The organism is Entomomonas sp. E2T0, assembly GCF_025985425.1.
Classification (GTDB): domain Bacteria; phylum Pseudomonadota; class Gammaproteobacteria; order Pseudomonadales; family Pseudomonadaceae; genus Entomomonas.
In genome coordinates, this window is sequence record NZ_CP094972.1 from 1,104,823 (window position 1) to 1,119,036 (window position 14,214).

Below are 14,214 nucleotides of genomic sequence, written 5' to 3' on the forward strand. Positions count from 1 at the left end.
GAAAGAATATGATTGATAATGAGTAACACTAAAAAACAAGTTTCAAGTTTAAAACTCTATTTTAGATTATTAACCTATGTAAAACCCTATGTTGGTTTTTTTGCAATTAGTATCTTAGGTTATATGATTTTTGCTTCATCACAACCATTGTTAGCCCATATTTTGCAATATTTTGTGGATGCTTTAAATGGAAAGTCAACCACATTATTTCCTGGTGTGCCTTATTTAAAGACTTTAGATCTAGTTTATGCTGTACCTGTATTTCTAATATTAATTGCAATTTGGCAAGGGATAGGATCTTTTTTAGGTAGTTATTATCTTGCAAGAGTTACGTTAGGCTTAGTGCAAGATTTAAGATTGCAGATGTTTAATAAGTTTTTTCAGTTACCTAGTCGTTACTTTGATGATCGCAATTCTGGTCATATGGTTTCGCTTATTTTATTTAATGTAAATATGGTAACTGGAGCAGCTACAGACGCTATTAAAGTAATCTTCAGGGAAGGTTTAACGGTTGTCTTTTTATTTTGTTACTTGCTATACATGAATTGGAAGTTAACTTTAGTAATGATTGCCATACTTCCAGTGATTGCAGTGATGGTTACTATTGCAGGTAAAAAGTTTCGCAAGCAAAGTAAAAAAATTCAAATGGCTATGGGCGATTTGACTCATGTAACTTCTGAGACTGTGCAAAACTATCGTGTAGTTCGGAGTTTTGGTGGTGAGGCATACGAATCAAACCGTTTTAAAGAAGTCACAGAAGACAGCATGGCAAAACAGTTAAAAATGACTAAAACAGGTGCAATTTATACACCTCTATTGCAATTAGTCATTTATTCGGCAATGGCTGTCTTGTTGTTCTTAGTTTTATTACTACGTGGTGATGCAAGTGCAGGTGAATTGGTTGCTTATATTACAGCTGCTGGTCTGTTACCTAAACCAATTAGACAATTATCTGAAGTAAGTTCTAATATTCAAAAAGGCTTAGCAGGGGCTGAAAGTATTTTTGAAGTATTAGATGAAGAGCCTGAAGTTGATAATGGAACAATTGAGAAAACAGACGTATTAGGAAGATTAGAGGTTAAAAATTTAGCATTTACTTACCCTGGTACAGATAAAGAAGTTCTAAAAAACATTAATTTCACCATTGAACCAGGGCAAATGATTGCATTGGTAGGTCGTTCTGGTAGTGGTAAATCTACGTTGGCGAGTTTGATTCCACGTTTTTATCAACATTCACAGGGTAGTATTCTATTAGATAATATTGATATCAATGATTATAAGTTAGCGAATCTGCGGAGACATATTTCATTAGTGACACAGCAGGTTTCATTATTTAATACCACGGTGTTTAGAAATATAGCTTATGGTACCTTAGCCAATAATCCTATAGAAAAAATTAAAGAAGCAACTAAGGCCGCTTATGCTGATGAGTTTATTGAAAAATTACCTGAAGGATATGAGACATTAATTGGTGAAAATGGGGTGAAACTCTCTGGTGGTCAACGACAACGGTTATCAATTTCTAGAGCATTATTAAAGAATGCACCATTATTAATATTAGATGAGGCTACATCTGCGCTAGATACTGAGTCAGAGAGACATATTCAAGAGGCACTTGATAAAGTAATGGATGGACGCACTACTTTAGTTATTGCTCATCGTTTATCTACTATTGAAAAAGCAGATACAATTTTAGTGATGGAAAATGGAGAAATTGTAGAAAGAGGAACTCATAGTGAGTTACTTGCTTTAGATGGAGTTTATGCAAAATTACATGCTATGGGCTTTAAAGAAGATGAAAATAAAGAAGTTTTTACTGGGTAAACTTACTTTATAAGATACAAAAAAGGGAAGCTATAAGCTTCCCTTTTTATTTGTAGGATTAGTTATGCAAAGTTTTTAGCAACGAAATCCCAGTTTAATAGTGTCCAGAAGTTTTCTAAATATTTTGGACGTAAGTTGCGGTAATCAATGTAATAAGCATGTTCCCAAACATCACAAGTTAATAATGGTTTATCACCAGAGGTCATTGGGTTACCTGCGCCTGTAGTACTTGCTAAAGCTAAACTACCATCTGCTTTTTTCACTAACCATGCCCAACCAGAACCAAAGGTACCAATTGCGGTTTTAGTGAATTCTTCTTTAAATTTTTCAAAAGAACCAAATGTCTTATTGATAGCTTCTGCAAGAGCACCAGTAGGTTCACCACCACCATTAGGGCTTAAGCAGTTCCAGTAAAAAGTGTGGTTCCATACTTGCGCTGCATTATTAAAAATACCACCTGAAGAAGTTTTGATGATGTCTTCTAAGGATTTACTTTCAAACTCTGTACCTGGCACAAGATTATTTAATGTGTTTACATAAGTTTGATGATGTTTACCATAATGGTATTCAATCGTTTCTTGAGAAATATGTGGTTCTAGAGCATTTTTTTCATAAGGAAGAGCTGGTAATTCAAAAGCCATGTTTGTTCTCCATTTTCATCAGGTTAAGATATCGAGTGAAGATACCTAGTTAATTTTTTTATTGACTCCAGTCAAATATAATACACTTAATAAATATAAATAAACACTTATTAGTTATAGGGAAATATACAAAAAGTCATACGGATTAAACATATGACTTTAGTCAGTCTATAGGCTCTATTTATTGGTAATCAGTGTTCCCACACCTTTGTCAGTAAATATTTCTAATAGTATAGCATTAGGAACACGACCATCTAGAATAAGGGCGCTAGCAACACCTGCTTTTACTGCCTCTAATGCACAATGAATCTTGGGCAGCATACCACCATAAATTGTGCCATCGGCAATTAAATCATCAACTTGCTTAGTAGTTAAACCGGTTAAAATTTTTCCTTCTTTATCTAATAAGCCAGCTATATTAGTAAGTAGCATAAGTTTTTCAGCTTGTACGGCTTCTGCTACTTTGCCTGCAACTAAGTCAGCATTGATATTATATGACTTGCCATCTTCGCCTACACCTATGGGGGCGATTACGGGAATAAAATGACTGCTAACTAACATATTAAGTAGCTCAGTATTGATACCAACTACCTCACCAACTTGACCTACATCTATGATTTCAGGTGTAGTCATTTCAGGTGTTTTACGTGTTACATTGAGCTTTTTTGCTCGAATGAGACGAGCATCTTTACCTGTTAAGCCGATGGCATTGCCACCGTTATGGTTAATTAAGTTAACAATTTCTTTGTTAACTAGTCCACCCAGTACCATTTCAACAACATCCATGGTTTGACCATCAGTAACACGCATACCATCAACAAAGTGACTTTCAATTGAAAGACGTTTAAGTAGATCGCCAATTTGTGGGCCGCCACCATGAACAACAATAGGATTTATACCAACTGCTTTCATTAGTACAATATCACGAGCAAAGCTATTTTTTAACTCTTCGCTCTCCATGGCATTGCCACCGTATTTTATGACTAATGTTTTTCCTACATAACGTTGAATATAGGGGAGTGCTTCGGTCAATACTTTAGCAACTTGAACAGCTTTTTCGTGATCAAGTGACATAAAAATCTCCGTTGATTTTAAATACTATTTAACTTGTAAAGCAGTTGTATTTTGGGAGGCTAATTCTTTTTTACAGGCTGTTAGCTGTTTATTAGCTGATGCTAATTTTATTTTGAATTTAAGTAACACTAAGTAACTGATGAGTAGCGCTAAAATTAAACCTGATAAAAACGCAGCAACTAATAATACAGCAAGAGGCATAGTAGGAGTCATGTAGCTCATAAAGCTAATAGCAACTTGTGTTTCATTTTCTAAAATAAAAACTAATACAAATAATGCTATTACTAACAGCATAAGAAATAAAAGTACTTGCTGAAATCGACGCATGACCCTTCCTTTATTAAAACTATAGGTTTACTCTGTCTCTTAATTCTTTACCTGGTTTGAAGTGAGGTACAAACTTACCAGTTAGGGATACTATTTCACCTGTTTTGGGATTACGTCCTTGACGAGGTTTGCGATAATGTAGTGCAAAACTACCAAAACCGCGTACTTCAATTCTTTGTCCTTGCTCTAAGGAATCAGAAAGTTGTTCTAATAATATTTTAACAGCAGACTCTACCGTTTTTAATGGTAATGAGTTGTTTTTTGTTGCGATTTTTTCAATTAACTCTGACTTGTTCATAAGTATTCCTAACCGTCTTATAATGTGTGCCTATTATTATCGTAAAAAAGAATAAAGTACATAGGTATTAGTTAGTTAAATTAATAAAAAGTTGCATTTTTTGTAGGAAGGTTTTAATGATATAGTAAATTTTACTATTGATCTAGCATTGTAGACTTCTAGTAATTTAATATCACGGTTGTCATTAGTTATCTTAATACCTGTTTATTTTTTAAAAATGAGTGTTTATGTCCAATCAAAATAGTTTAAAAGAAATAGAAATAAAACTTTATGCTAATAAGCAAACATTGGAGCAAATTTATCAGCATCCAATATTTAGTCAATTTAGCAAACCTAGATGGCAACAAAAAGAATTATTTAATCAATATATTGATACAGCAGATCATGCTTTAACAGACGCTAAAGTGGCACTAAGAGTTCGTAAGGATGGAGATCAGTATATCCAAACGCTTAAAGCGAAAGGGCATAGTATAGGAGGCTTTTCTGAGCGCGATGAGTTTGATTGGTTAATTAATACACCTCAATTAGATATATCGTTATTGGACAATGAACATTGGCCTAAAAGTTTAGCTCAGTTAGATAAATTAAAATTAACCCCTATTTTTTCAACAGATTTTACAAGAAACTACGCACTATTTACTTGGCAAAAAGAAAAAGATCAGGCTGAAATAGAAGTGGCTATTGATGAGGGATTGGTTAAAGCTAATCAAAAGCAGGAGCCAATCAATGAGCTTGAATTAGAGCTAAGAAATGGTAGTACTTCAGTTATGTTAGATTTTGCAATTGAATTAGCAAAATTATTTCCATTAATTCCGAGTGACACAAGTAAAGCTGAGCGAGGTTATCGATTAATAAACTCAGATAATTATCAACTTGGGGTAGCTAAACAGATAGTTTCCAATAATCCATACGAAAACATACAATATTACTTAGCAATGTCACAGAGATTGTTAGAGAGTTATATATGGCAACCTTCAAAAACTAAACTGGTTTCATGGTTAGAGCATTTGCAGCAATTAAATAGTGTATTAAACCAGCTATATATTGAACCTTTAGTTGCTCAGTTAAATATTATTCTAGATGACTGGAAACCAATAATTACTGGTAATGATGAGCAGTTAATGGAAAAAACTAAACAAGAGTTAAATAAAACAAGATGGGGGGTATTTTCATTATCTACTTCTCATTGGTTGTTAAACCATTCTTAAAAAGTTATTATTCTGTTTTAATAAAACCACGCATTATGAGCGTGGTTTATTGTTTTTATTGACCGAGAGGTAAGGTAGATGAGTGCATTGGTTGGCGTTATTATGGGGTCTAAATCAGATTGGGCTACCTTGTGCCACACAGTAACCATTTTAGAAGAATTAAAAATTCCTCATGAAGTGAAGGTGATATCTGCACACCGTACACCAGACCTTTTGTTTGAATATGCAGAGCAAGCAGAGCAACGAGGCTTACAAGTTATTATTGCAGGCGCTGGTGGTGCAGCACATTTACCGGGTATGTGTGCAGCAAAAACACATCTACCTGTATTGGGGGTGCCTGTGCAATCAGCTATGTTATCTGGTGTTGATTCATTATTATCGATTGTACAAATGCCAGCAGGTATCCCTGTGGCTACTTTAGCCATTGGCAAGGCTGGCGCAGTAAATGCTGGCTTATTAGCCGCGAGCATATTAGGTAATAAATATCCAGAATATCACATAGCGTTAAAAGCTTATCGACAAAAACAAACAGAAACAGTATTAGCTAATTCTGATCCAAGAGTAGAGTAGAGGCGATCAATGAAAGTTGGGGTAATTGGTGGTGGTCAGTTAGGCCAAATGTTAGCACAAGCTGGGACTTCTTTAGGGATGAAGTTTAGTTTTTTAGACCCAGCCAAGGATGCTTGTGCAGCTTCACTAGGGCAACATATCTGTGCGGATTATGATGATAAACAAGCATTACGACAACTGGCAGAAGAGGTAGATGTAGTTACTTTTGAGTTTGAAAGTGTACCTGCTGAAACTGTAGCCTTTTTAAGTGATTTTGTACCTGTATACCCCAATGCAGAATCATTACGCATTGCTCGAGATCGTTGGTTCGAAAAAAGCTTATTTAAATCTTTGGATATTCCTACACCAGAGTTTGCTAATATTGAGTCACAAATGGATTTAGAGCAAGCAGTGTTAGAGATAGGTTTGCCAGCAGTATTGAAAACACGCACCCTTGGTTACGATGGCAAAGGTCAAAAAGTATTAAAACAACAAGCTGATGTTACTAATGCATTTGCCGAATTAGGTAATGTACCTTGTATTCTTGAGGGATTTGTCAACTTTTCAGGTGAAGTTTCTTTAATTGCTGTACGTGGACAAGATAAAGCGATACGTTTTTATCCTCTTGTGCATAATCAACATAACCAAGGCATTTTGCACCTTTCTATTGCTAGCGAGCAGCATCCTATGCAAGCTCTAGCAGAAAGTTATGTAGCTAAAGTGTTAGAAAAATTAAATTATGTAGGTGTTTTGGCATTTGAGTTTTTTGAAGTAGAAGATGGTTTAAAAGCCAATGAAATTGCACCACGCGTACATAATTCTGGGCATTGGACTATAGAAGGTTCCGTTGCTAGTCAATTTGAGAATCATTTAAGAGCTATTGCAGGGTTACCTTTAGGTTCTACTAAAAAGCGCGGTGAAAGCGCTATGTTGAATTTTATTGGTAGTATCCCTGCTAAAGAACAGGTATTAAGTATTGAGAACTGTCATTTACATGATTATAGCAAAGTATTTAAAGCAGGTCGTAAAGTAGGGCATGCTACTATTAACTGTAATAATATAAATGATTTAAAACAGATTGTTAGTCAAGTTGAAACATTAATTCAAGGGTAATTTAAGATGGTTAGTGGTTATTATCGTTTACTTCTAGCCATATTACTAATGTTGGTTTCATCTGTTAGTTTTGCATTGTCTTGTGTCGCTCCTCCAACATTAGCAGAGTATTTTAATAAAGCAGATGCTGTTTTTGTGGTAAAGGTTGAGTCGGTTATAGATAAAGGGTTACAAGCAGAGTTTGTTGTTGAGCAGGTTTATAAAGGAATAGTGCCTGAGTTAAATAAAATGATTATTAAACCCATGCCAGTCTGGTTTGATAATGTGTTTTTTAAAAAAGAACAACTCTATTTAGCTTTTTATAAAAAAGATGAGGCTCTTTTTTGGGGAGCTTGCTCAAAAAATATTATTTTATTAAATAATAAAAATGCAGGAAAGTTGGGTAAAATTATGTCCTTATATAAGGAAGCAATGGAGTTAGAGAAGGATTTATCTTTATAAACATGAGGCGTTAAGTGATTAAATTTTTAAAATTACTGATAATAAGTTTATCTATTATAGTTACTCATGTTTATGCTGAACCAGCAGAAACTGACTGGTTAGAATTAATGCCAAAACAAGATCAGCAAGCATTAGAAAATATGCCTGATTTGATAAGCCATGATACAGAAGAAGCGCCAGGAGTCTTTGAAGCTAAAGGTGGTTTAAAGCAAAGGGATAATTTACCTGCAGTTATGTATTCTAAAAATACAGTAGCTAGTTTAGAAGGTAAACAAATTAAGCTGGGTGGTTATCCTGTGCCGATTGCAAATAATCAACAAGGCCTAGTAACACAGTTATTTATAGTACCTTATCCAGGGGCTTGTATTCATGTGCCACCACCGCCTCCTAACCAAATAGTGTTAATTGATTACCCTCAAGGAATCCAGATTAATGATATTTATGAACCTATTTGGGTTATTGGGAAATTGCATATTGAACAAGTAACTAATGATTTAGCAGATGCGGTTTATACGATGCAAGCAGATAATGTGCGACTAGTACAGGAAAGAGATTTGTAAATGAATAAACCAACGCAATTAGCATTGAGCATTCATTTGGCAGATGATGTTACCTTTAGTAATTATTATGCAGGGAGTAATGCCGCTGCTTTAAATTATGTTGAGCGTTTATGTGACCCTGATGCAGGCTGGGTGGAGAGCTTAATTTATTTATGGGGTAGTAAAGGCGTTGGTTGTAGCCATTTATTACAAGCAGCTTGTTTACAGTTCCAACTAGCAGGGCGTAATGCCATCTATCTACCATTAACTGAGTTAGTTTGTTATACACCAGAAATTCTAGAAAATTTAGAACAATATGATTTAGTTTGTTTGGATGATCTGCAAGTAATAATTGACAATAAAGTTTGGCAAGAGGCTTTATTTCATCTATTTAATCGATTACGTGATAGCGGTAAATATTTGTTAATTGCTGCAGATAGATCGCCAAGGGAACTTAAACTTGAGTTGGCTGATTTACAATCAAGATTGACATTGGCGCTGGTTTTTCAATTACATACACTTTCTGATGAAGACAAATTAAAAGCTTTACAGCTAAGGGCGTCAGCAAGAGGTATCACATTATCTGATGAAGTAGGACGTTTTATTTTAGCCCGTGAAGAACGTAACTTAGCGAATTTGTTTCTGTTGTTAGATAAATTAGATAAAGCTTCTTTAGAAGCACGTCACAAGTTAACAATTCCTTTTGTTAAACAAGTATTAAATTGGTAAGATTACTTAATTAGCTCTAAAACATTTTCGGGTGGGCGACCAATTACGGCTTTGTTATCTACTACTAAAATAGGACGTTCTATTAACTTGGGATGCTTTACCATAGCATCAATTAAATTAGCTTCTGTTAACGAGTCGTTAGCTAAACCTAATTCTTTATATTCATCTTCGCCTGTACGTAGTAATTGGCGAGCAGAAATACCTAACTTGGACAATATTTCTTTAAGTGTGTTTTTGTCAGGTGGTGTTTCTAAGTAGTGAATGATAGTAGGTGTAATTGATTGTTCTTCAAGCAATGTGAGTGCTTGTCGCGATTTTGAGCAACGAGGATTGTGATAGAAAATATATTCAGTCATTAGTAAATGCCTTAATTATGTAGTGATTTAATGTATTTTAACGTGTGTATTTGTTAAGTTGTTTGAGAAGATGTTACAACTTATCTTAATAATTTGCCAAGATAAAGGTTGTTTATGCGGAAACATGTGGTTGATTTTTACGAATTTATCCGCTTTTTAGTGGTGCGATTTTTTGAAGATAGGGGAACCCAAAATGCTGGGTCATTAACTTATACAACACTTTTTGCTGTTGTACCAATTATGACTGTTGTATTCGTAATGATTTCTGGTATTCCTGCTTTTCAGGGAATTGAGATAAAAATACAAGAATATATTGTTAATAATTTCTTGCCTTCTGCTGGCGATAAGATTTTTGAATATATCAATGGATTTATTTCACAGGCTAGAAACTTAACATGGATAGGTATTATCTTTTTGATAGTAACTACCTTTATGATGTTAGTGACCATTGAATCAGCATTTAATACAATTTGGCGTGTACAAAAAGCACGGCATGGCTTGGCTCGTTTTTTATTATATTGGGCGTTATTAAGTTTGGGCCCTTTATTAATTGGTGCTAGTTTTGCTGCCAGTACTTATATTATGTCTCTGTCATTTTTTTCTAATACCGATGCTAATCCTTGGATTGCTGATATATTAAGGTTTGCACCTTTTATTGCAACGACTGGCGGCTTTACTTTGTTTTATGCAGCTATTCCAAATACACGTGTGCCTATTAGGCATGCCTTAATTAGTGCGGTAGTAGCTGCAACATTATTCGAGGCTGCTCGAGGGTTATTTGGACTCTATGTAAAGACCTTTCCTAGTTACCAATTAATTTATGGCGCTTTTGCTGCTTTCCCTTTATTTTTATTGTGGATTTATGTTTCTTGGATTATCGTGTTGATTGGTTGTGAACTGTGTTGCTGTTTAGGTTTGCGTCATTATATGCGTCAACGAGATGTTCCAGAGTTAGTGGTTGCTTTAGTGGTTCTTAAAGTACTTTATGATGGTCAGTTAAAAGGAAGAGCTATTAATCACCGTGATGTACAAGCCGCAGGTTGGTCTTTACCAGAAGATGAGTGGGCAAAGTTATTAGCATTTTTTAAGAAAGAAAAATTAGTGTATGAGGTTAATAATGGCGCTGCTTGGGTGCTTTCGCGAGATATTAATCAGTACCCTATTCAACGCCTAATTATTCATAGTCCTTGGCCTTTGCCTAGAGTTGATCAATTACCGGAATCATTAGATAAATGTTGGTTTGAGAGAATACGAGCGGCTTTGGTGGCAATAGAGCAAGCAGAGGCTAGTATTTTAGAGGGTAGTTTGGCGTCATGGTTAACACCCTGTGAAGTAGAGTCATCAGCGAGTGATGATCTAATTGTAGAAGACAAAATTATTGAAGAAGAGAATGTTACAGATCAGCAAGCCACTCCTTAGGGATATCTTGTTTTAACATTAATGAGCAGGCTTCAGTTTGTTGATCAAAAACAATATAAGCCTGTTGTTTTTCAAGTGCATGATTGACTCGTTCAACACGGGTGGCTAATGGTGTTTCATCACCATTATCCGTTCCATCACGGCTAACAAAGTCTTCAATAAGGTTCTTCAGTATTTCTGGATCAAGTAAATGGTGGGGAATTATCATAAATACTTTCTTACCTAATAAATTAGTTTTAGATTATAAAGTATTTTGTTTAGTAAATGGGTAGATATGCCTAAACTATCTCTCAATCATTTAACGCAACTGAATAGTTAATTATTATGCCTGTAATGCCATTAGATATTTCTGCACAAGTAAAAAAACTTTTGCCATGGATTGTTGCTATTGCATTTTTCATGCAAAGTTTGGATGCAACCATCTTAAATATTGCTTTGCCATCAATGGCTGCTGATTTAAAGGTTAATCCATTACAAATGCAAAGCGCTATTATTGCCTATATGCTTACTGTAGCATTGGTAATACCTGTTTGTGGTTGGATTTCAGATCGATTTGGTACTAAAAAAGTATTTTTCTTTGCTGTGGCATTATTTACTTTAGGGTCTATATTTTGTGCGGTTGCTTGGTCTCTACCTGTGTTGGTTACAGGCCGTGTTGTTCAGGGGTTAGGTGGTGCTTTAATGATGCCTGTAGGGCGTTTAGTCATCTTAAAAGTTTATCCACGCAGCGAGTTTGTTAAAGTTATGAGCTTTGTAACTATTCCAGGTCTACTAGGTCCATTATTAGGGCCAACTGTTGGAGGGTGGTTAGTTGAGTACTTTTCATGGCATTGGATTTTCTTAATTAATGTCCCTATGGGGATACTAGGTTGTTTTGTCGCTTGTAAATTTATGCCAGACTTACGTGGTGCAATACGAACTAAATTTGATTTTATAGGATTTATGCTATTTGGCACTGCTATGGTAATGATTAGCTTTGCCCTTGAGGGATTATCTGAACTTCATTTACCTGCTACTTTTGTAACGCTTTTATTTGTGCTGGGATTTAGTTGTTTTCTAGGATACTGGTGGCATGCCTTTAAATTTGAATTTCCACTTTTCCCTCCTAGTTTGTTTAAGATTCGTAGTTTTTCTATTGGTATTATGGGGAACCTGTTTGCTCGTTTAGGTAATGGTTCTTTACCCTTTTTAATTCCTTTATTATTACAACTTGCTTTAGGTTATTCCCCTGCAGAGGCAGGTATGATGATGATACCTACTGCATTGTGTGCCATTTTAACTAAATCATTAGTGCGTTATATCATTAATTTCTTTGGATATCGTTGGGTATTAACCGTTAATACTCTATTGCTAGGTTTATTAATTTGTAGTTTCTCATGGGTTGATAAAGAAATGCCGTTTCTACTATTGTTAGTTATGCTAGGAGCGACAGGAGCAATAAATTCTTTACAATTTACTGCCATGAATACAGTGGCTTTGTTTCAGTTAGATGATGATTTGGCTAGTAGTGGTAATGCATTGTTAGCAGTTGTCGTGCAATTATCAATCAGTTTTGGGGTGGCTATTTCTGCAATATTATTGGCTTATTTTAATGGTGGTCAGCCTGCTGTGAGTAGTATAGAAGTATTGCCTGCGTTTCAGGGGACATTTTTGGGTGTAGGGTTATTTACGGTATTTTCTGCGTTTATTTTTTATTTTTTACCTACACAAATTGGAATGACACACAAGAAGTAATGATTTCAGAGTATGATATACAATATTAGTTTAATTTAAGTTTAGAGAATTAGGAAAGACTATGAAACGACCCAGTGGACGCGAGGCAGCCCAATTACGTTCTATCAACATTACTAGAAACTATACTAAACATGCAGAAGGTTCTGTATTAGTCGAGTTCGGTGATACTAAAGTTATTTGTACAGTTTCTGTTGAAGCAAATGTTCCTAGATTTTTAAAAGGAGCAGGGCAAGGTTGGTTAACAGCTGAATACGGTATGTTGCCCCGTTCAACAGGGGAACGTATGCAACGAGAGTCTGCAAAAGGTAAGCAAAGCGGTCGTACACAAGAAATTCAACGATTAATTGGACGCTCTTTGAGAGCAGCGCTTGATTTAACAAAGTTAGGTGAATATACCTTGCATATAGATTGTGATGTTATCCAAGCAGATGGTGGTACACGTACTGCTTCTATTACTGGTGCATCGGTGGCTTTAGTAGATGCATTAGAAGTGATGAAGCAGCGGGGACAACTAAAGGCAGACCCATTTAAGCATTTTATTGCTGCTGTTTCAGTAGGTATTTATCAAGGTCATGCTGTTTTAGATTTAGATTATTTAGAAGACTCTAGCGCAGAAACTGATCTTAATGTAGTAATGACGGATGCTGGAGGCTTTATTGAGGTACAAGGTACGGCTGAGGGCGAGCCATTCCAGCCAGAAGAGCTAAATAGCATGTTAGTGTTAGCTAAACAAGGTATTGAACAAATTTTTGCCATTCAAAAACAAGCATTAGCTTCCAACTAATTCTGAACAGTGGGCTACTCTTAGTTTAGAGTAGTTCACTAGAAAGAAGTCTAAATATCCATTTTTATTCTAATAATCTACTATATGGTATGACAGCCCAGTTATTTTTTATTGATGGGGATAGATAGTGAGTACCACAAAAGAAGTTAAAATTTTTAAATTATCAATCAGTGTAACCTTAGTTATTGCTGCTATTGGTATACTGTTTGGTTTATTATCAGGTTCACAGTCCATTTTGTTTGATGGTATCTTCTCTACCATTGATACAGCCATGTCAATTTTATCAGTGCTTGTTATTAAGTTAATGGCAAAGGAATCAACCAGTCGTTTTCAGTTTGGTTTCTGGCACTTTGAACCAATTGTAGCAACTGTGAATGGTTCGATTATTCTGTTGCTGTGTTTATATGCACAACTTAATGCCATATTAAATATTATTGATGGTGGTCAGAGCTTAACTTTTAGTTTCGCTACGATATATGCCGTGTTAGTTTGTAGTGTTTGTTTTGGTATGTATTTTTATGAGAAAAGAGTTAATAAGCAATTAAAATCGGATTTGTTACAAATAGATGTTAATAGTTGGTTGATGTCCAGTTTAATTACTTCAGCCTTATTAGTTGCATTTATTATTGGCTTATTAATTCAAGGAACCCAATACGAATATTGGTCACCTTATATTGACTCAGTAGCTTTGCTTGTTTTAACTGTTTTCTTTATTCCTGTACCTCTAAAGATATTAAAGCAGTCATTACAAGAAATTTTCTTAGTTGCCTCAAAAGAATTGGATAATGAAGTCAATCAACTTGTTAGCGAAATTGTTAAACAACATGGATTAGTGAATTATGAGAGTTATGTGGTAAAAACAGGTCGTTTATATTCTATAGAAATTCATCTAATAACATCTGAAAGTTTTGCGAAAGAACAAGGCGTTATCGCTTTAGATAATATTAGAGAGCAAATTGCTTCACAGTTATCTATTCCCGCTCAACAAAGATGGCTAACCATTTGCTTTACGAGTAAAGAGAAATGGAGTTGTTAACTTCATTAGATGATTATTTGACATATGCCAATTTTAGATCACAAAATTAAGCACCCTCTATGCTATAATTATAAATATATATCAATAAATAATAAGTAGTATGTTGACGTATATTTAGTGGTAAAAACCACGATTAACTTTT

The 14,214-nt window shown here is 34.9% G+C and carries 17 protein-coding genes; 11 read left to right on the forward strand and 6 right to left on the reverse strand.

Annotated elements, in window-relative coordinates; all coding sequences use genetic code 11:
• Nucleotides 1-18 precede the first annotated feature (18 nt).
• A complete protein-coding gene (gene msbA / locus MTZ49_RS05395; RefSeq protein ID WP_264747336.1) occupies nucleotides 19-1,824 on the forward strand; it encodes a lipid A export permease/ATP-binding protein MsbA in 1,806 nt (601 codons plus the stop codon).
• A 62-nt stretch (nucleotides 1,825-1,886) separates the two neighbouring features.
• Here msbA and sodB read toward each other — a convergent pair whose 3' ends face one another.
• The 4 genes from sodB to ihfB all read right to left on the reverse strand — a co-directional run bounded on the left by sodB (nucleotide 1,887) and on the right by ihfB (nucleotide 4,164).
• Nucleotides 1,887-2,465, reverse strand: coding sequence for a superoxide dismutase [Fe] (gene sodB, locus MTZ49_RS05400; RefSeq protein WP_264747337.1), 579 nt, complete (start codon nucleotides 2,463-2,465; stop codon nucleotides 1,887-1,889).
• Nucleotides 2,466-2,642: 177 nt separating this feature from the next.
• A complete protein-coding gene (argB, locus tag MTZ49_RS05405; RefSeq protein WP_264747338.1) occupies nucleotides 2,643-3,539 on the reverse strand; it encodes an acetylglutamate kinase in 897 nt (298 codons plus the stop codon).
• A 24-nt stretch (nucleotides 3,540-3,563) separates the two neighbouring features.
• Nucleotides 3,564-3,866 (reverse strand): LapA family protein, encoded by a 303-nt coding sequence (locus MTZ49_RS05410; RefSeq protein ID WP_264747339.1) that lies wholly within the window; start codon nucleotides 3,864-3,866, stop codon nucleotides 3,564-3,566.
• A gap of 19 nt (nucleotides 3,867-3,885) precedes the next feature.
• Nucleotides 3,886-4,164 carry an integration host factor subunit beta gene (ihfB, locus tag MTZ49_RS05415; protein WP_264747340.1) on the reverse strand — a complete coding sequence of 93 codons (279 nt, stop codon included), beginning with the start codon at nucleotides 4,162-4,164 and terminating at the stop codon, nucleotides 3,886-3,888.
• 227 nt (nucleotides 4,165-4,391) lie between these two features.
• Here ihfB and MTZ49_RS05420 point away from each other — a divergent pair, with 227 nt between their 5' ends.
• The 6 genes from MTZ49_RS05420 to hda all read left to right on the forward strand — a co-directional run bounded on the left by MTZ49_RS05420 (nucleotide 4,392) and on the right by hda (nucleotide 8,743).
• Complete coding sequence (locus MTZ49_RS05420) at nucleotides 4,392-5,372, forward strand: inorganic triphosphatase (protein WP_264747341.1); 981 nt, start codon at nucleotides 4,392-4,394, stop codon at nucleotides 5,370-5,372.
• Nucleotides 5,373-5,450: 78 nt separating this feature from the next.
• A complete protein-coding gene (gene purE / locus MTZ49_RS05425; RefSeq protein ID WP_264747342.1) occupies nucleotides 5,451-5,942 on the forward strand; it encodes a 5-(carboxyamino)imidazole ribonucleotide mutase in 492 nt (163 codons plus the stop codon).
• Between the two features lie 9 nt (nucleotides 5,943-5,951).
• Nucleotides 5,952-7,034: a 5-(carboxyamino)imidazole ribonucleotide synthase gene (locus MTZ49_RS05430; protein WP_264747343.1), complete on the forward strand. Its 1,083-nt coding sequence runs from the start codon at nucleotides 5,952-5,954 to the stop codon at nucleotides 7,032-7,034.
• 6 nt (nucleotides 7,035-7,040) lie between these two features.
• Nucleotides 7,041-7,475 (forward strand): hypothetical protein, encoded by a 435-nt coding sequence (locus tag MTZ49_RS05435; RefSeq protein WP_264747344.1) that lies wholly within the window; start codon nucleotides 7,041-7,043, stop codon nucleotides 7,473-7,475.
• Between the two features lie 14 nt (nucleotides 7,476-7,489).
• The gene (locus MTZ49_RS05440; protein WP_413774177.1) at nucleotides 7,490-8,035 is read left to right on the forward strand and encodes a DUF3299 domain-containing protein; all 546 of its coding nucleotides are present in this window, start codon (nucleotides 7,490-7,492) and stop codon (nucleotides 8,033-8,035) included.
• On the forward strand, nucleotides 8,036-8,743 hold the full coding sequence (gene hda, locus MTZ49_RS05445; RefSeq protein WP_264747345.1) for a DnaA regulatory inactivator Hda: 708 nt from the start codon (nucleotides 8,036-8,038) through the stop codon (nucleotides 8,741-8,743).
• 2 nt (nucleotides 8,744-8,745) lie between these two features.
• Here the strand turns inward: hda and arsC are convergent, their stop codons facing one another.
• Nucleotides 8,746-9,099 carry an arsenate reductase (glutaredoxin) gene (gene arsC / locus MTZ49_RS05450; protein WP_264747346.1) on the reverse strand — a complete coding sequence of 118 codons (354 nt, stop codon included), beginning with the start codon at nucleotides 9,097-9,099 and terminating at the stop codon, nucleotides 8,746-8,748.
• A gap of 114 nt (nucleotides 9,100-9,213) precedes the next feature.
• Here arsC and MTZ49_RS05455 point away from each other — a divergent pair, with 114 nt between their 5' ends.
• The gene (locus tag MTZ49_RS05455; protein WP_264747347.1) at nucleotides 9,214-10,518 is read left to right on the forward strand and encodes a YihY family inner membrane protein; all 1,305 of its coding nucleotides are present in this window, start codon (nucleotides 9,214-9,216) and stop codon (nucleotides 10,516-10,518) included.
• Here the strand turns inward: MTZ49_RS05455 and MTZ49_RS05460 are convergent.
• Entirely contained in the window at nucleotides 10,493-10,726 is a 234-nt protein-coding gene (locus MTZ49_RS05460; RefSeq protein WP_264747348.1) for a YheU family protein, read from the reverse strand. The genes MTZ49_RS05455 and MTZ49_RS05460 overlap by 26 nt on opposite strands.
• Before the next feature lie 116 nt (nucleotides 10,727-10,842).
• On the opposite strand from MTZ49_RS05460, the gene mdtD reads away from it, so the two are divergent.
• The 3 genes from mdtD (at nucleotide 10,843) to MTZ49_RS05475 (ending at nucleotide 14,072) form a co-directional block, all read left to right on the forward strand.
• Nucleotides 10,843-12,252, forward strand: a complete 1,410-nt coding sequence (gene mdtD / locus MTZ49_RS05465) for a multidrug transporter subunit MdtD (RefSeq protein ID WP_264747349.1) — start codon at nucleotides 10,843-10,845, stop codon at nucleotides 12,250-12,252.
• A 61-nt stretch (nucleotides 12,253-12,313) separates the two neighbouring features.
• The gene (gene rph, locus MTZ49_RS05470; RefSeq protein ID WP_264747350.1) at nucleotides 12,314-13,036 is read left to right on the forward strand and encodes a ribonuclease PH; all 723 of its coding nucleotides are present in this window, start codon (nucleotides 12,314-12,316) and stop codon (nucleotides 13,034-13,036) included.
• Between the two features lie 127 nt (nucleotides 13,037-13,163).
• Nucleotides 13,164-14,072: a cation diffusion facilitator family transporter gene (locus MTZ49_RS05475; RefSeq protein WP_264747351.1), complete on the forward strand. Its 909-nt coding sequence runs from the start codon at nucleotides 13,164-13,166 to the stop codon at nucleotides 14,070-14,072.
• Nucleotides 14,073-14,214 lie beyond the last annotated feature (142 nt).